This is a genomic window from Sulfurimonas sp. ST-25, assembly GCF_048079205.1.
GTDB classification, from domain to species: Bacteria; Campylobacterota; Campylobacteria; order Campylobacterales; family Sulfurimonadaceae; genus Thiomicrolovo; species Thiomicrolovo sulfuroxydans.
In genome coordinates, this window is record NZ_CP182225.1 from 2,207,613 (window position 1) to 2,225,282 (window position 17,670).

General features: G+C 56.6%; 14 protein-coding genes and 1 tRNA gene. 8 read left to right on the forward strand and 7 right to left on the reverse strand.

The genetic code is table 11. The features are described from left to right. Nucleotides 1-11 precede the first annotated feature (11 nt). Genes ACM66T_RS11450 through mqnE form a run of 3 tightly spaced genes read right to left on the reverse strand, consistent with a single transcriptional unit; the run spans nucleotide 12 to nucleotide 2,835 of the window. Complete coding sequence (locus tag ACM66T_RS11450) at nucleotides 12-1,205, reverse strand: hypothetical protein (RefSeq protein ID WP_231019141.1); 1,194 nt, start codon at nucleotides 1,203-1,205, stop codon at nucleotides 12-14. Then, the gene (locus ACM66T_RS11455) at nucleotides 1,202-1,771 is read right to left on the reverse strand and encodes an aminodeoxychorismate/anthranilate synthase component II (protein ID WP_231019142.1); all 570 of its coding nucleotides are present in this window, start codon (nucleotides 1,769-1,771) and stop codon (nucleotides 1,202-1,204) included. The genes ACM66T_RS11450 and ACM66T_RS11455 overlap by 4 nt, the downstream gene beginning before the upstream one ends. 14 nt (nucleotides 1,772-1,785) lie before the next feature. Then, the gene (mqnE, locus tag ACM66T_RS11460; protein WP_231019143.1) at nucleotides 1,786-2,835 is read right to left on the reverse strand and encodes an aminofutalosine synthase MqnE; all 1,050 of its coding nucleotides are present in this window, start codon (nucleotides 2,833-2,835) and stop codon (nucleotides 1,786-1,788) included. Between the two features lie 100 nt (nucleotides 2,836-2,935). Here mqnE and ACM66T_RS11465 point away from each other — a divergent pair, with 100 nt between their 5' ends. Beyond that, nucleotides 2,936-5,452 carry an HD domain-containing protein gene (locus ACM66T_RS11465; protein WP_416768568.1) on the forward strand — a complete coding sequence of 839 codons (2,517 nt, stop codon included), beginning with the start codon at nucleotides 2,936-2,938 and terminating at the stop codon, nucleotides 5,450-5,452. Beyond that, nucleotides 5,452-7,266 carry a glutamine--fructose-6-phosphate transaminase (isomerizing) gene (gene glmS / locus ACM66T_RS11470; RefSeq protein WP_231019146.1) on the forward strand — a complete coding sequence of 605 codons (1,815 nt, stop codon included), beginning with the start codon at nucleotides 5,452-5,454 and terminating at the stop codon, nucleotides 7,264-7,266. Before ACM66T_RS11465 ends, glmS begins: the two co-directional genes overlap by 1 nt. 303 nt (nucleotides 7,267-7,569) lie before the next feature. On the opposite strand, the gene ACM66T_RS11475 is transcribed toward glmS, so the two are convergent. The 4 genes from ACM66T_RS11475 to ACM66T_RS11490 all read right to left on the reverse strand — a co-directional run bounded on the left by ACM66T_RS11475 (nucleotide 7,570) and on the right by ACM66T_RS11490 (nucleotide 11,152). Further along, nucleotides 7,570-8,751, reverse strand: a complete 1,182-nt coding sequence (locus ACM66T_RS11475; RefSeq protein WP_231019147.1) for an ammonium transporter — start codon at nucleotides 8,749-8,751, stop codon at nucleotides 7,570-7,572. Nucleotides 8,752-8,759: 8 nt separating this feature from the next. Further along, the gene (locus ACM66T_RS11480; protein WP_231019148.1) at nucleotides 8,760-9,098 is read right to left on the reverse strand and encodes a P-II family nitrogen regulator; all 339 of its coding nucleotides are present in this window, start codon (nucleotides 9,096-9,098) and stop codon (nucleotides 8,760-8,762) included. Between the two features lie 147 nt (nucleotides 9,099-9,245). Then, the gene (locus ACM66T_RS11485) at nucleotides 9,246-9,584 is read right to left on the reverse strand and encodes a P-II family nitrogen regulator (protein WP_231018425.1); all 339 of its coding nucleotides are present in this window, start codon (nucleotides 9,582-9,584) and stop codon (nucleotides 9,246-9,248) included. Between the two features lie 263 nt (nucleotides 9,585-9,847). After that, nucleotides 9,848-11,152, reverse strand: a complete 1,305-nt coding sequence (locus tag ACM66T_RS11490) for an ammonium transporter (protein ID WP_231019149.1) — start codon at nucleotides 11,150-11,152, stop codon at nucleotides 9,848-9,850. A gap of 224 nt (nucleotides 11,153-11,376) precedes the next feature. Between ACM66T_RS11490 and gyrA the strand changes: the two genes are divergently transcribed. The 6 genes from gyrA to ACM66T_RS11520 all read left to right on the forward strand — a co-directional run bounded on the left by gyrA (nucleotide 11,377) and on the right by ACM66T_RS11520 (nucleotide 17,632). Then, nucleotides 11,377-13,896, forward strand: coding sequence for a DNA gyrase subunit A (gene gyrA / locus ACM66T_RS11495; RefSeq protein ID WP_231019150.1), 2,520 nt, complete (start codon nucleotides 11,377-11,379; stop codon nucleotides 13,894-13,896). A gap of 22 nt (nucleotides 13,897-13,918) precedes the next feature. Continuing rightward, nucleotides 13,919-14,953: an aspartate-semialdehyde dehydrogenase gene (locus ACM66T_RS11500; RefSeq protein WP_416768569.1), complete on the forward strand. Its 1,035-nt coding sequence runs from the start codon at nucleotides 13,919-13,921 to the stop codon at nucleotides 14,951-14,953. Next, the gene (locus ACM66T_RS11505) at nucleotides 14,946-15,464 is read left to right on the forward strand and encodes a YqhA family protein (RefSeq protein ID WP_231019152.1); all 519 of its coding nucleotides are present in this window, start codon (nucleotides 14,946-14,948) and stop codon (nucleotides 15,462-15,464) included. Before ACM66T_RS11500 ends, ACM66T_RS11505 begins: the two co-directional genes overlap by 8 nt. 33 nt (nucleotides 15,465-15,497) lie before the next feature. Next, on the forward strand, nucleotides 15,498-16,547 hold the full coding sequence (hemE, locus tag ACM66T_RS11510) for a uroporphyrinogen decarboxylase (RefSeq protein ID WP_231019153.1): 1,050 nt from the start codon (nucleotides 15,498-15,500) through the stop codon (nucleotides 16,545-16,547). 23 nt (nucleotides 16,548-16,570) lie between these two features. Continuing rightward, nucleotides 16,571-17,515 (forward strand): radical SAM protein, encoded by a 945-nt coding sequence (locus tag ACM66T_RS11515; protein ID WP_416768570.1) that lies wholly within the window; start codon nucleotides 16,571-16,573, stop codon nucleotides 17,513-17,515. A gap of 42 nt (nucleotides 17,516-17,557) precedes the next feature. Further along, nucleotides 17,558-17,632 (forward strand) — tRNA-Asn (locus tag ACM66T_RS11520). Nucleotides 17,633-17,670: the final 38 nt, after the last annotated feature.

The window sequence follows — 17,670 nt, forward strand, 5'->3', positions numbered from 1 at the left end:
GGATCGTGGAATTAATTTTTGGGTATATTTGTAACACTAAAAACAGCTACTGGAACATTATAGTAACGAATTGTTACACTTTTGGGGTCTGCCAGGCGTTCGGAACGGATAACCGTCCCTTCGCACTCCTCCACCCCGTAGAACCGTACCCGCAGCTGCATGGAGCGGTTATGCGGGAAGGTCGCGCAGGTGATACCCCGCGCCTTGAGTGCATCCGCCAGCTCTTTGGCGACATGGGCGCGGTAGGCAAAATAGCGGGAGGGTTCGTCCAGGAAAAGGTAGGCCGCTTTATTAAAGAAAACAGCCCCCGCATTGATCACAAGCAACGCGGTTGCGAGGGTAAACAGTAGACGGTAACGTTTGCGGAAAGGCCGCAGCCGCACCCGGTAGGAGTGGTAGAAGGTCTGCATACCCAGCGGCAGGGCCGCCATCAGGAAAGGCGCGAACTGTTCGATCTCGATCCGTTGCCTGAAAGAGAGCAGCAGCGAGAGAACCAGCGCCGTCGCTGCGATAGAACAGAGCAGGTCGGCCTGCCCCGTCACGTAACGCCTGTAAAGCACGTAAACAAGGTAGACAAAAACGACAGGAGAAAAGACCGCGGCATAGAGCCCCATCATATCAAGGAACTGATTCTGCGGCAGTCCTCCTGTATTGAAGCCCAATACCCAGACCGTGAGCACGGTAAGGAGCAGATAGGCACCGACGTAGCGGTGGCGCTGTTCCCTGTAGGCCTGTACAGCCAATCCCATGAACAGCAGTGCAAACGCGACATCCATCACTGCCAGCAGCGGCAGCAGCAGGTCTGCCCGCCTGCCGAACCGCTGCTCCAGGAAGAGGTAGAGGAAAAGCCCGAGCGTCACCAGTGCGGCCTCGTCCACCAGGAGCGAAGAGCTGATCACCCCCGGCAGCAGCAGAAAAACCGCCACGAGCCAGACGCGCTCCCGGGCATGCCTGCCGTAGGGTTTCGCCACGTTGTAGAGCAGCAGCGCACTGACAAGGTTCATCACGATCATCGGCAGGCGCAGCGCCACGTCGTTCTGCCCGAATAGTGCAATCGAACCTTGGATGATCCGCGTCATGACGGAAGGCTCATAATCATACAGGAGCCTGGCTCCGTGGAAGGTCAGTGAGAGGGAGGAGGCCTCAAACAGGAGGATGGCGGCATCGATCCCGAGTAGGAGAAAGAGCGCCAGACGAGGGGTCATAGTTTGAGGAAATTGTCCAGAATCTCGTGCCCGAACTCGCTCATGATCGATTCGGGGTGGAACTGTACGCCGTAGATCGGCTTGTCTTTGATCTGCAGGGCCATGATCTCACGATCGTCCTGACTGTAGGCCATCGGTTCGATGGCGTCGGGCAGCCCCGCTTTTTCAACGATCAGCGAATGGTAACGGGTGGCCGTGAAGTACTCCGGCAGGTGCTTGAAGATCGCACAGCCAGGTTCGCACTCCATCACCGACGTCTTACCGTGCATCATCTTCCCCGCTCGCACGACTTTGCCGCCGAAGACCTGAGCGATGCTCTGATGCCCCAGGCAGATACCGAGAATCGGCACCGCATCCTTGAACCGGTCAATGACGGCGAGGCTTACCCCCGCTTCGTCCGGCGTCGCCGGCCCCGGGGAGATGATGATCTTCTCCGGCTGCAGCGCCGCGATCTCTTCCACCGTCATCTCGTCGTTGCGGATGACCTTCAGGTCTGCGCCGAGCTCGAGGCAGTATTGCACGATGTTGTACGTAAAACTGTCATAGTTGTCGATCATTAATACCATGGGCTGATTATACCTTACCAGACTTTCAGTTCGTTATAGAGGCTATCGCGTTCGACAGGGGTGAACCCGCTCTCTTTGATCAGGTGCACGAACTCCTCGAGATCGACGCCGTTGGCGCTTTTGGCGCCGGCGGCAGAGTTGATGGACTCTTTCTCGATCGTGCCGTCGAGATCGTTGGCGCCGAACTCCTGCGCCACCAGGGCCAGATTCACCGTCGAGGTCACCCAGTAGGCTTTGAGGTTGGGGACGTTGTCGAGGACGATGCGGCTGATCGCCATCGTCTTGAGGATCTCGTTGGCCGTGATGAACTCCTTAACGTTGAGGAAGTTGTTCTCAGACTGGTACACGAGCGGGATGAAGCAGTTGAAGCCGCCGGTTTCATCCTGCAGATCGCGGATGCGCATCATGTGGTCGATACGGTGTTTGCGCTCCTCGACATGGCCGAACAGCATCGTTACATTGCTCTTTTTGCCCCGCTGGTGCCATTTGCGGTGGATCTCCAGCCACTGTTCGGAGGTCACTTTCCCCTTGCAGATATAGTCGCGGACCCCTTCGTCAAAGATCTCCGCCCCGCCGCCAGGCATCGAATCGACGCCGTTCTCTACCATCAGGTCGAGGATCTCGTCGTAACTTTTGCCGTACTCCTCGGCGAGGAAATGCACCTCCGCCGCCGTCAGCGCCTTCACGTGCAGCTGCGGGTATTTCTCCTTGATCTTACGGAAGACATCAAGATACCACTGCAGCCCCGTTTCAGGATTGTGGGCCGAGACGATGTGCACCTCTTTGATATCACGCGAAACGATTTCATCGACAATCCCGAGAATCTCTTCGTGGCTCATCGTATAGGGATTCGGGTTTTTGCGGCTGGCACTGTAGGCGCAGAATTTGCAGACATCTTTACAGACATTGGTCGGATTGATATGACGGTTGATATTGAAGTAAGTCTTGTCGCCATGCAGCTCGCGCCGCAGTGCGTCCGCGCTTTCGCCGAGGCTGAAAAGATCTTCATCGTACAGTGCCAGCGCCTCTTCGAAACCGATGCGGCGGTTTGCAATTTTCGTCATGCTTTCTCTCTGCTTTTCTTTTCGCGCATTATAGCCAGATGAGCGCCTCCAAAGGCTAAAATCACTATAATAATAAGAATTCATCAGAGGAAAAGCCCCCTTGAAAACACTAGTAGAAGATATCGAGACCCTTATCGAGACGAACGCCAGCGATTTCGAGATTTCGAAACGGTTCAAACAGGCGATCAGCATCTACCTCGATTCCCTGCCCGACCTCTTCGCACAAACCCAGGGGAAAGACTTCCTTGTCCGCCATACCAAAGCCCTCGACCAGTTCATCATCCAGATGTACAAAACGGTACTTCGACGGATGTTCGGCAACTATCTGCCGATGCGCAACGCCATCCCCATCTCCCTGATGGCGCTGGGCAGCTACGGCCGTGAACAGCTCTCCGTCTACAGCGATATCGACCTGATGATTGTCTACGTCCCCCTGGACGGCTACAATACCGAGGCGATCATCGAAAAGTTCCTCTACCTCGCCTGGGATGCCGGACTGAAACTCGGCCACAGGGTCCATAAGGTCTCCGAACTTTTCGATGCCGCCGACGAGGACATTACCATCCGAACGGCGATGATGGAGGCCCGCTTTATCGTCGGTTCAAACTTTACCTGGCACTCCACCCAGCGGGAACTCGGACGCATCCGCCGCTATGAGCCCCGCCGCTTCATCGAAGCCAAGCTCGCCGAAGCAGAGACCCGACAGGCAAAATACCCCGTCTCCATGCAGCCCAATATCAAAGAGGGTGTCGGCGGGATGCGGGATTCCCAGCTGCTCTACTGGGTGGCCAAGACCCGCTATGACGTCACCAACCTCAAAGAACTCGACGGCACGATTTTCACCGAGGAGTCCTACCGCGCCTACCGGATCGCGCTGGAGCTGATCTTCCGTGTGCGCAGCGCCCTGCACCTCGTCTCCGGCAAGCAGAACGACCAACTCAATCTGGAGTATCTGCCCAAGGTGCGGAAAATGCTGGGCTTCTCCGACGATATGAAGCTCGCGACCCAGGTCATCGAAGCGATGTGGAGGATCCACAACTTCAGCAGCATCTTTGTCACGAAGATGATCCGGCCAATGCTTTACGACGCCTCACGTCTGCCTGCACTGCGGGGTCAATGGGTACAGCGGGGCATCTTTGTCTCTGAAGACAAAGTGTTCGCTTCCTTCCACCTCAAGGCACAGCCCATCGAATCGCTGCTGAACATCCTAGTCAGCCTTGATGACCGTCCCTACTGTTTCGACGACAGCTTTGTCAGCCAGTTTACCTATACATCGGTCTCCCACCCCAGAAGCAACACGGTCAAGCAGCTGCTCCGCAAGCTCTTCGAACGTGAACACACCTACGGTTTTCTTCGCCTCTTTTATGACGCCGGCATCCTTGCGGAGCTGATCCCCGCGCTGAAAAAAGCGCTCTTCCTGCCGCAGTTCGACGGCTACCACCACTACCCCGTCGGCCTGCACTCCATCCAGTGCATCAAGGCATTCGAATCCATCGATGATCCCGATGTCAAGGCCCTCTATGACACGATCAGCCTTGAAGACAGGACCATGCTTAAAATCATCGTCCTCCTGCACGACGCGGGCAAGGGACGGAAACTCGACCACAGTGAGGTCGGGGTCAAGCTGATCCGCCCGGTCATGCAGAAGATGGGCTTCAGTGCCGAAATCACCGACGACGCCGCTCTGCTCGTGCGCCATCACATCCTGATGAGCATCATTGCCCAGCGGCACAATATCCACAGTGAAAAGACACTGTACAAATTCATGTCCATCATCAAAACGCCGCGGCTGCTGACCCTGCTCTACATCCTCACCTACGCCGATATGAGCGGCGTCGGCCCCGGGACTTACAACGCGTTCAATGCGAAACTGCTCAACGAGCTCTACCACTCCTCCCTGGAAGTCGCCCAGGAGAAAGAGCGGATCACCGACGCCGCGCGCCGCCTCAAAGTCGAGCAGCGCATCCAGCGCCTCGACACCTTCAAAGCCCTCCCCCGCCTGCTGCAGAAAAAGATACTCTCGGTTGAATCGAATATCTTCTTCTCCCTTCACAGCCCCGAGGAGATCCTGCAGATCGCACAGCGCGCCCGCGAAGTCAAAGCCTACCAGTACGCTCTGGACTTCAGCACGGGGCTGAGCATCGAGATCCTTCGCAAGATCCCCCTGAACCTCACCTACCTGTTGGGACGGCTCGGCTACCTCGATGTCGTCTCGATGGAGGTCTTTACCCTCTTTGACGATGTCAAGTACTTCAAAATCGACTTCCTTCAGACGCCGACACCGGATATGTACGAAAGCATCAGGGAGGTCGTCGAAGAGTCCTTCGACATGCAAAGAAGCGTCTCTCTCGAAGCGCCCGACATCAAACCCGACCAGATCACCATCGACTGCGAACACTCCAAAAGCCTCGCCGAACTCGCCGTCCATACGGCAAACCAGCGCGGGCTGCTGGCCTTCATCATCCAGTGCCTCGATGCCCTCGATATGCAGATCGTCACGGCCAAAATCCATACGACGAAGCGCCGTGCCCGCGACCATTTCTTAATCGAGAAGACACCGCAGATGTGCAATAATGCGGACCGATTAATCCCCCTGCTCTGTAAAGGAAATGCATAATGTGCGGCATTGTCGGCTACCTCGGAAAACACGATACGAAAGGGATCCTGCTCGACGGCCTCAAAGAGCTTGAATACCGCGGCTACGACTCCGCGGGGATCGCCGTTCTGCAGGCAGAGGAGTTCTCCTACTTCAAAGCGGTCGGCAAGCTGGCCAATCTTGAGGCTAAAACGGCAGACTTCACGACCAGCGGTTTTGCCGCGGGAATCGGCCACACCCGCTGGGCAACCCACGGGAAGCCGACCGAGATCAATGCCCACCCCCACCTGGGCGATGCCTCTTACGTTGTGCACAACGGTATCATCGAGAATTACCAGGAACTCAAGAACGCCCTGATCGCCGAAGGTGTCCATTTTCTGAGCCAGACCGACACGGAAGTGATCGTCCACCTTTTCGAATCCCTGTTGAACGGCGGGATGAAGCCTTTCGATGCCTTCCGCGAAACCGTGAGCCGCCTCAAGGGAGCGTACGCGATCCTGCTCGTCACCAAGCAGATGCCCGAAACGATCTTTTTTGCGAAGCACGGCTCTCCGATGATCGTCGGCGTGAACGAGAGCGATGAAAAGTTCTTCGGCTCCTCCGATGCGGCACTGATCGGCAAATGCCACCGTGTCATCTACCTCGAAGACGGCCAGCTTGGTTTCGTGTCGCGCACGGGGATCCATCTCGAAGATGCCAATGCCGCTGCGGTCGTACCGCGCTTCGCCGCGCTGCCGGAATCGAAGCTCTCCGCGCAGAAAGAGGGGTTCCGTTTCTTCATGGAAAAGGAGATCTACGAACAGAGCGAAGTGCTCTCCGATACCCTGATCGGCCGGCTCGCGGAGGAAGCGATCCTCTTCGAGGAGCTCGATGCTTCCCTGCTCGAAGGGATCAACGAGATCAAACTCTGCGCCTGTGGGACGAGCTACCATGCCGCCCTCGCTTCAAGCTACCTCTTCGAACGCCTCGGCAAGATCCGCACCTCCGTCGAGATCGCCAGCGAGCTGCGCTACAAAGAGCCCCTGCTCTGCACCGACACGCTCTTCGTCGTTATCAGCCAGAGCGGTGAAACCGCCGATACCCTGGAGACGCTCAAGATGGCCAAGGCCGCAGGGCTGAAGACCCTTGTCGTCTGCAACGTCGACAACTCCTCCATGGTCCGCGAGGCGGACGCCGCCATTCTCACCCGCGCCGGAATTGAAAAGGGGGTCGCCTCCACCAAAGCCTTTGCGACGCAGATGGCAGTACTGTGGATGTTCTCCCTCTACGTCGCCCAGACCAAAAACACGATCGATACCGAAACCTTGCGGAAGCAGATTGGTCTGCTGCGCGAAGTTCCGGCCGTCGTCCGGGTCCACGACGACCTGCACGAACGTATCCGCCGTCTCTCCAAACGCTATCTGCACGGCCACGGCTTCTTCTTTATCGGGCGGGACATCTTCTTCCCCCTCGCCCTCGAAGGCGCCCTCAAGCTCAAGGAGATCAGCTATCTCCATGCCGAAGGGTACCCCAGCGGCGAAATGAAACACGGTCCCATCGCTTTGGCCGACCCGGAACTCTTTACGATCGCCCTGATGCCAAAGAACCTGCTCTATGACAAAACGAAGAGCAACGTCGAGGAACTCAGTGCCCGCGATGCCACGATCTGCGCCATCAGCGATGCCCCCTTTGACAAAGCGGACGATTTCATCCCCATTGCCGCACATGACCACTATATGCTCGAATTCTTTGAAACGATGGTCGTCCTGCAACTGCTCTCTATGGAGATCGCCATCCGCCTCGGCAACGACGTCGACATGCCAAGAAACCTCGCGAAAAGCGTTACCGTCGAATAGTAAGGCGAAAAGCGAAAAGCGAAAAGCGAAAAGCGAAAAGCGAAAAGCGAAAAGCGAAAAGCGAAAAGCGAAAAGCGAAAAGCGAAAAGCGAAGCCTGTCAGCGTCCACTTATTTTGTCAAGGTTTTAGAAGATCATTAGCGGGTCGAGCGGATTCGTGATGAGTGGAGGATAACCGAGGGCGGCAGCCCTTTGTGCTTTCTTCTTCCCGGTTCGACTTCTGCTTTGCACAGGCAGAGAAGAAGGGGAACAAAAAAACCTGAAGAAAAAAACGAGTACCGTTTCCGGGGAATGCCCGAAAAGGTTAGAACGCCCGCTTGAACTCCGGGTAGGCTTCAAGACCACACTCGGTGACATCAAGCCCTTCGACCTGCTCATCGTCTCCCGCACGGAACGGCAGGAATCTGTTGATGATATAGATTGCCGCGTACGACACGGTGAAAACGAACACCGCAACGACTGCGACCCCTTTGAGCTGGCCAAGAAGGGTAATCCCCGCTTCGGGCTCGGCGGCGAAGATGCCGACGGCCAGGGTCCCCCAGATCCCGTTCACGAGGTGGACCGAAAGAGCACCGACCGGGTCATCCAGTTTCAGCCTGTCAAACAGCGGGACGGCAATGACGACCAGCGCGCCGCCGATGGCACCGATGATGATCGGCGTATGGATATCGTAAAGATCAGGGCCCGCCGTAATGGCAACAAGCCCGCCCAGCGCACCGTTGAGGATCATCGTGATATCGAACTTTCGGTAGCGCAGATACATAAAGATCCCCGCGATCAATGCCCCCGCCAGGCCCGCGGTATTGGTATTCATGATCGTGAGCGCCACCGTATCCGCGTTCTCTTTGCTGGCAATTGAACCGACGGAACCGCCGTTGAAACCGAACCAGCCGATCCACAGCAGCAGTGCACCCAGAACGACCAGAGGGATGTTCGATGCCGGGATGACATGGATCTTGCCGTCTTTGTAACGCCCTTTACGGGGTCCCATGATCATGATGGCCGCCAGCAGCGCCCAGCCGCCCGTCGAGTGGATGACGGTCGAACCGGCGAGGTCGTACATTGTCAGATCCAGTATGGTCCCGGCCAGTAGATCCGCGCCCCAGGAGACGTTGACAACGAGCGGATAGATAAACCCTCCCATCAGCACGGTAAAGAGGGCTATCGGCAGAATCCGCACCCGCTCGCTCACCCCGCCGCTCATGATATTGACGGTCTTCCCGACGAAGGCCATCTGGAACAAAAAGGCGGCATAGATGCTCATCCCGCTGTTCTCCCAGCCGCCGAAGGCCAGTTGGTAGCCCACGAGCAGGAACATCACCGATGCAACGGCATAGATCATCGTATTGACGGTGAGAACGGAAGTGACGTTTTTCGTACGGACAAGCCCCGCTTCGAGCATGGCGAAGCCGGGCACCATAAAGATGATCAGCGTCATCGCAAAGAGGGCGAAGAGGGTGTCGACAATATAACCGAAATTTTCCATCGCGACGCCTAAATCGCTTCGGAACCGGTTTCACCCGTACGGATACGAATCACCTTTTCAATGCCGCTGACAAAGATCTTGCCGTCACCGATCTTACCGGTACGCGCCGCCTCTGTAATCGTCTCGAGTACCTGCTCGAGTTGCTCGTCACCTACGACCAGCTCCACTTTGATCTTCGGTAGGAAGTCAACAACGTACTCCGCACCGCGGTAGAGTTCACTGTGCCCTTTCTGGCGCCCGTACCCTTTCACTTCGCTCACCGTCATACCGGTAATACCGATATGTGCCAGCGCATCCTTTACCTCTTCAAGACGAAACGGTTTGATAATCGCTTCTATTTTTTTCATGTATTCTCCTCATAAGACTAAATGAAATCTTATCAAGAAAACCATGATCTTTTTTTAGACAAATGATTATTAATTAATCATCAAACCCTTGACAATAGTACTGGATGTACAAAATCAAGGCAGAAATCTCTGCCCTGATGGAAAATGTTATACCGCTTCGGAGCCGGATTCGCCGGTACGGATACGGATAATTTTTTCGATATCGCTGATGAAGATCTTACCGTCACCGATCTTGCCGGTGCGGGCCGCTTCGACGATCGTATCGACGACTTGGTCGACCGATGCCGCTTCGACGACCATCTCCATTTTGACTTTCGGCAGGAAGTCAACGACGTACTCCGCACCGCGGTAGAGCTCGCTGTGCCCTTTCTGGCGCCCGTACCCTTTGACTTCGCTGACCGTCATACCGGTAATACCGATCTCAGCCAGTGCATCCTTCACATCCTCAAGCTTGAACGGCTTGATGATCGCTTCTACTTTTTTCATATTTCAATTCCTTTTTTTGCCGCGAACCGAACAAAGTCCGCTTCACTTTCGCTTGCCGCTATGGCTACTAAAGCACAAAGAAGCTTTCGGCTTCTTCGTAGAAAAGTTTCAAGCATTGTAACACCCTCTCCTCTCGAAGTAGAAGATGTTTGACACCTTCAAGTCCAAGAGCACCAAGGGTGCGCGGGCCCTCCGCCGAGGAGAACCCAGTGTTAACGTAGTCGAAGGGGCTTTGCCCCTTCGGCGTACATCAAGTGGTTCAATTAGAGATTAAATCCGCGCTCGCCGTGGACGGACTCGTCCAGACCCATTGTTTCCGTCTCTTCGTCAACGCGTGCACCGCCGGTGATCGCAGAGGAGATCAGGTAGACAATGACCGTACCGACCAGGGTCCACAGACCGACGATCAGGACAGACTCGAACTGCACAAAGAGCTGACCCATACGGTCGCCGCTTGCTTTGAGCGGACCGTCCCAGAGGAGGTCCTGATCGTTCAGCGCGAAGATACCCGTAGCGATCGCACCCCACAGACCAGCAAGGAAGTGGATACCGAAGGCATCGAGGCTGTCGTCGTAGCCCAGTTTCTTTTTCAGGATCGCGACACCGAAGAAGCCGATGAGTGCACCGACGATACCGACGATGAAGGCACCGCCGACACCGACGAAGCCGGCGGCCGGAGTGATCGCGACGAGACCGGCAACGATACCGGAAGCGACACCGAGCAGGGTCGGTTTCTTGAACATGAACCACTCGATCAGCATCCAGGTGACACCCGCAGCTGCCGTAGCGATCGTTGTTGTCAGAACCGCGAGACCTGCAACAGCGTTCGCACCGAATGCGGAACCGCCGTTGAAGCCGTACCAGCCGAACCAGAGGATCGCCGCACCGGCAGCGGTGAGGATGATGCTCGCCGGTTTCATGGCTGTCTTAGGATAACCTGCACGCTTGCCGAGCATGACTGCCAGGACCAGACCGGCCAGACCGCCGTTCATGTGGACAACCGTACCGCCGGCGAAGTCAAGGGCACCTTCATCGAAGAGGTAGGCACCGTCGCCGCCCCATACCATGTGGGTGATCGGTGCGTAAACCACCAGGCCCCACAGGACAACGAAGAGCATCCATGTTGAGAACTTCATACGCTCGATCGCGGAACCGGAGGCGATGGCAACGGTGATCGCTGCAAACGTACCCTGGAACGCGATGAAGACGAAGGTCGGGTAGCTGCCGGAAAGGTCAGACCAGTTGATACCGGAGAGGAAGACGTTGCCGAAGCCGCCGAACACGTTCTGCAGTGCCGCGCTCTCGTTCGCGCCGAAGGCGATGGAGTAGCCTGCAATGACCCAGACCACAAACGCTACCACGAAGGCACCCATTACCATTGCATAAGTATTGAGTACATTCTTTGTACGCGTCATCCCGGCGTAAAAGAGTGCCAGACCTGCCGGCGTCATCAGCAGTACGAACGCTGTTGACACCATCATCCAGGCCGTATCACCTGTATCGAGCGTATCCTCTGCCAGCGCCAGCGTCGGCAGAAGCATCATCATGGACAAAAGCCACTTCTTCATTGGTTAATCCTTTTTTCGCAACCTCGGCTGCGGAAGTTTCATGAAAATGGTATACAATTTTGTCGGTAATCTGCTCTATAAGATTGTTTAATTTTTAGGCACCCTTCGCTTTCCGCCGTCCATCCCCAGCGCCCCCGTCGTGTTTAAGTATATATAGGTTAATATAAGCGCCAAAAATCTTAGAACATGGGGCCTGCGGGCTCCTGTACGAGGTGGGACAAGCCATGAGCGAACCGTTGGATAACAGCGAAATCGAAAATATCAATATTGAAGAGAGTCTGCAGAGCAGCTACCTCGACTACTCCATGAGTGTCATCATCGGCCGTGCGCTCCCGGACGTACGCGACGGTCTCAAACCGGTTCACCGCCGTATCCTCTACGCGATGGACAAACTCAATCTCTCCGCCGGGGCGAAATACAAGAAATCCGCCCGTATCGTCGGGGACGTTATCGGCCAGTACCACCCCCACGGTGATACCGCGGTTTACGATGCTCTGGTCCGGATGGCCCAACCCTTCTCCATGCGTATGACCCTCGTCGACGGCCAGGGGAACTTCGGTTCTATCGACGGCGACAACGCGGCAGCGATGCGTTACACCGAAGCGCGTATGACCAAGTATGCTGGGGAGCTTCTCAAGGACCTCGACAAAGAGACCGTCAATATGATCGACAACTACGACGCAACGACCCAGGAGCCCGAGATCCTGCCGACCCGCGTCCCGAACCTGCTGATCAACGGTTCATCCGGTATCGCCGTCGGTATGGCCACCAACATCCCGCCGCACAATCCCAAAGAGGTTCTCTCCGCCCTCGTGCACCTTGTCGACAACCCCAAAGCGACCCTGCCGGACATCATGCACTACATCAAGGCACCTGACTTCCCGACCGGCGGTACGATCTACGGGAAAAAAGGGATCATCGACGCCTATGAAACCGGCCGCGGCCGCATCAAAGTCCGTGCGAAGACCCATATCGAACAGACCCGCAAAAAAGAGATCATCGTTATCGATGAACTCCCCTACATGGTCAACAAGGCGCGCCTGATCGAAAGCATCGCCAACCTTGTCAAGGACAAACAGATCGACGGTATCAGCGAGATCCGCGACGAATCCGACCGCGAAGGCATCCGTGTCGTCATCGAGCTTAAACGTGACGCCATGAGCGAGATCGTCCTCAATAACCTTTTCAAGTCGACCAATATGCAGACGACCTTCGGGATCATCATGCTCTCTATCCTTAACCAGGAGCCGAGAGTCTTCCCGATCCTGGAGATGCTGAACCACTTCATCAACCACCGCAAAACGGTCATTATCCGCCGTACGATCTTCGACCTTGAAAAAGCGAAGGCGCGCGCGCACATTCTCGAAGGTCTGAAGAAGGCACTGGACCACATCGATGCGATCATCAAGCTGATCCGCGCCAGCAAGGACACCGAAACCGCCAAAGAGGGGCTTATTTCCGAGTTCGATTTCAGCCCGGTCCAGGCCCAGGCGATCCTCGATATGCGCCTTCAGAAGCTCACCGGGCTTGAGCGCGAAAAGATTGAGAACGAGCTCAAAGAGCTGCTTGAACTCATCGAGTATCTCGAGAGCGTTCTGCGCAGCGAAGATGTGCTCCGCGGCATCATCAAAGAGGAGTTCAACGAGGTGATGGAGGTCTACGACGATCCTCGCCGTACGGACATCGAAGACGACTACGACGATATCGATATCGAGGACCTGATCCCGAACGAGCCGATGGTCGTCACCATCACCCACCGCGGCTACATCAAGCGTGTGCCGCTGGTGAACTATGAGAAACAGCGCCGCGGCGGCAAAGGCAAGACCGCCGTCACGACCTACGAGGATGACTTCATCGAAAGCTTCTTCACCTGCAACACCCACGATACGCTGATGTTCGTCACCGACCGCGGGCAGCTGCACTGGCTGAAGGTCTACCGCATCCCGGAGGGCTCCCGTACCGCCAAAGGCAAAGCCGTCGTCAACCTGATCCAGCTCCAGCCGGACGAAAAGATCCAGTCGATCATCCCGACGGAGGACTTCAGCGAGGAGAAATCCCTGGTCTTCTTTACCGAGAACGGTATCGTCAAGCGTACCAACCTCAGCGAATTCTCCAACATCCGCAGCAACGGGGTTCGTGCCATCGTCCTCGACGACGAGGATACACTCATTACGGCGAAAATCGCCACGACGGAGACGAAGTACCTCTTCATTCTGACGAAGTACGCGCAGTGCATCAAGTTCGAGATCGACAAGACCCGCGATCAGGGACGCAGTACCCGTGGGGTACGCGGTATCAAGTTCAAGCATGACGGCGACCGTGTCGTTGACGCGAACATCATCGACAGCGACGAGCAGGAGATCCTCACTGTCAGCGAGAAGGGGATCGGCAAGCGCACAACGGCGGGCGAATACCGCCTCACCAACCGCGCCGGCAGCGGGGTCATCGCGATGAAACTCAATGCGAAAACCGGCCAGCATGTCGTCGGTTGTGTGATCGTTAACGAAAATATGGACATGATGGCGCTGACAAAAGGCGGCAAGATGATCCGCGTCGATATGGAGAGCATCTCCAAATCGAGCCGTAATACGAGCGGCGTCTACATCGTCAAAGGCGATGATGTCGTCAGCATCTCCCGCTGTCCGAAAAAAGAGCCCGTGACCGACGAAGAGGATGAGGGCGAAGAGGGCGGCACGGAGAGTGTCCAGATCGAGCCCGAACAGCAATCTTTTGATTTAGAATAATTTTACAAGGTAGTAAGCAGTAATGAAACAATACAACGTAGCCGTCGTCGGCGCCAGCGGTGCCGTCGGCGAAGAGATCCTGCGCATTTTTGAAGAGATCGATTTCCCCCTGGCCAAGCTCGTACCGATGGCCAGCAGCCGCAGTGCCGGCAATACCGTTGAATTCCGAGGGAATGAGCTCGTCATCAAGGAGCTGACAGAGACCGTCTTTGATGAAGAGGAGATCGAGATCGCCCTCTTCAGCGCCGGCGGTTCGGTTTCGGCGAAATTCGCCCCCTTCGCCGCCGCGGCCGGTGCCGTCGTCATCGACAACACCAGCCACTACCGGATGGACGAAGAGGTCCCGCTTGTCGTCCCGGAGGTCAATCCCGAAGATATCCGCGAATGGAAGAAGAAAGGGATCATCGCCAACCCGAACTGTTCGACCATCCAGATGGTCCAGGCCCTCAAGCCCCTCGACGACGCCTTCGACCTGGTCCGCGTCGACGTCAGTACCTACCAGGCGACCTCGGGCGCGGGCAAATCCGCCATGGAAGAGCTCGTGCAGCAGATGCAGGACTTCTTCGCCTTCCGCCTGGATGAGAGCGAACACAACAAGTTCCCCCACCAGATCGCGCTGAACCTCATTCCGCAGATCGACGTCTTCACCGACAACGGTTATACGAAAGAGGAGATCAAAATGGTCAACGAGACCAAGAAGATCATGCACAAAGCCGTCGAACTGAGCGCCACCTGCGTCCGGGTCCCCGTGCTGCGCGGCCACTCCGAAGCGATCACGATGACCTTCGACAGCGCCGTTGATGCCGCCGAAGCACGCGAGATTCTCTCCAAGGCCCCGAACATCGTTATCCAGGACGACCCGCAAAACAGCGTCTACCCGATGCCGGCGGCCTGCGTCGACCGCAACGAAACCTTTGTCGGACGCATCAGAGGCGACCTCTACCGCGACAATATGCTCCACATGTGGGTCGTCGCGGACAACCTCCGCGTCGGTGCCGCGACCAATGCCGTGCGCATCGCGCAGAAATGGGTAGAGATGGGAGGTGCGGATGTTTGAGAAACTGTTTGAGTCCGGTCTCTGGAACAGCCGCCTTTTCACCCTTTTTGCCGTTGTCTTTTCGCTGATCGGCGCGATTATCCTCTTCGTCGTCGCCAGCCTCGACATCTGGGGTGTCCTGGTCCTGGTATGGGACGTTGTCGCGCACCACGCCCACCCGGAACACCTGCACGAGGACGTTGTGTCGAGCATCATCGGGGCCATCGATCTCTATCTCATTGCCATCGTGTTACTGATCTTCAGCCTCGGGGTCTACGAGCTCTTCGTCTCCAAGATCGATGCGGCCGAAGATGAGGACGGCAAAAGCTCCTCGGTGCTGCAGATCCACTCCCTCGACCAGCTCAAGGACAAGATCGCCAAGGTCATCGTCATGGTCCTGGTCGTCAACTTCTTCCAGCGCGTCCTGCACACCCAGTTCAACGGGGCGCTGGAGATGCTCTATTTCTCGGGGTCGATCCTGCTGCTGGCGCTCGCCCTCTACTTTCTGCATAAAGGCGATCAGCAACACTGATCGTCCGCAAATTCAATACCCATAGGAATATAAATGAGTAAAATTTTCGTCGATGCCTGCCTCGGAAAAGAGACACCCTATACCCCTGTCTGGATGATGCGCCAGGCCGGCCGCTACCTGCCGGAGTATATGGAAGTCCGCGCCAAAGCGGGCAGTTTTCTCAACCTCTGCCATGACCCGGAAAAAGCGGCGGAAGTCACGCTCCAGCCCCTTGATATCGTCGGCGTCGACGCGGCGATCCTCTTCAGCGACATCCTCGTCATTCCCGACGAGATGGGAATGGACCTTTCCTTCGTCAAGGGCGAGGGTCCGAAGTTCAGCGACCCGATCGAAACGCAAGCTGATGTCGACCGCCTCATCGGCGGCGAGGAAGCAGCGGACAAGCTCACCTACGTTTACGACACGATCAAGCTGCTGCGCAAACAGCTCGACGAGCGCGGCGACGAGAAGGCACTGATCGGCTTTACCGGTGCCCCCTGGACCCTGGCGACCTACATGATCGAAGGCCAGGGCACGAAGACCTACAACATCTGCAAGAAAATGATGTACTCCAACCCGGAACTGCTGCACAGCGTCCTCAAAAAAGTCACCGAGGTCGTCAAGTACTACATGGAGAAGCAGATCCAGAGCGGCGTTGACGTCGTGCAGATCTTCGACTCCTGGGCCGCGGCGATCGAACCGGGCAAATACGACGAGTTCTCCTGGCAGTACATGGTCGAGATCGCCGAGTACCTCAAAGAGAAGTACCCGCACGTGCCGGTCATCATGTTCCCCAAGGGGATCGCGGCCTTTATCGAGCGCGGCCTCGTCTACGGCAATTTTGATGTCATGGGCATCGACTGGGGGACGCCGATGGCCCTGGCCAAGGAGAAACTCGGGGACAAATACGTCCTGCAGGGCAATATGGAGCCGTGCCGCCTCTACTCCAAAGAGGCGACAACGGCCTGCATCGAAGTGATCCAGAAGACGATGGGCGGCAAACGCCACATCTTCAACCTCGGCCACGGCATCCTGCCCGACGTTCCCGTCGAAAACGCCATCCACTTCGTCAACGAGTGCCACCGCGTCAGCACCAAAGCCTGACGCCTAAGAAGCAGGACCCAGGGATGAGTGCGATCTTCGGCCCGGTCAACTCCCGCCGTTTCGGTACCTCCCTCGGTATCGACCTCTCCCCCGGTCTCAAACAGTGTAACTTCGACTGCCTCTACTGCGAGCTCGCCCCCGCCGCTCCCGTCACGGAACAAAAGCAGCGCAGCGGCGTCGACGAGATCATCGCCGAACTACGAAGCGCCCTGGCCGAGCATCCCGGCATCGATGACATCACCGTCACCGCCAACGGCGAACCGACCCTCTACCCCGAACTGGATGCTCTGGTAGACCGTATCGACGCCGTCAAAGGCAATACGAAGACCCTCATTCTTACCAACAGCGCCACCCTGACCGACCCGAAGACCTTTGCGACCCTGCTCAAGTTCGACCAAGTCAAGCTCTCCCTCGACGCGGTTACCCCGGAGGTCTTCCGCAAGATCGACCGCCCGGCCGAAGGGATCGAGATCGATGCGCTCGTGGATGCCGTCAAAAGGTTCGCCGCAGCATACCGCGGCGACCTCTACCTGGAGATCCTTTTCGTCCACGGCCTCAACGACACCGACGAAGAGATTGCGTCACTCGATGCCGTACTGCATGACATCCCCTGCAAACGGGTCGATATCGGGACGATCGACCGCCCACCGGCCTACCCCGTGCAGGGGCTCAGCTACGGCGAGCTTCACGAGGTCGCCTCGAAGTTCGACCCTGATCTGCCTATCCACATCGCCTCGCGGACCCATGCCGAATCGTGCCAGGGATGCTACAGCGATGACGCGATCCTCAACACCCTCGACAAGCGGCCGCTGAGTCTGGAGGATATCGCCCTGCTCTTCGACAGCGAGAGCCAGGCGCGTTTCCGGGGCCTCGTTGAGACGGGCCGGATCGTTGCCGAAGACAGCTCCGGGATCACCTTCTACATCCCTGCCGGAAACCTCCGCCGCAAACGCACGAAAAATTCTTGACTTTTCAGGAAGTTTCTTTTATAATTTCGGCCTCTTAACGATTCCGGATTAGCTCAGCGGTAGAGTAGGTGACTGTTAATCACTTGGTCACTGGTTCGAATCCAGTATCCGGAGCCATTTTCTTCGACGCTTTTTCCTTTACTCTTCGTTGTCAC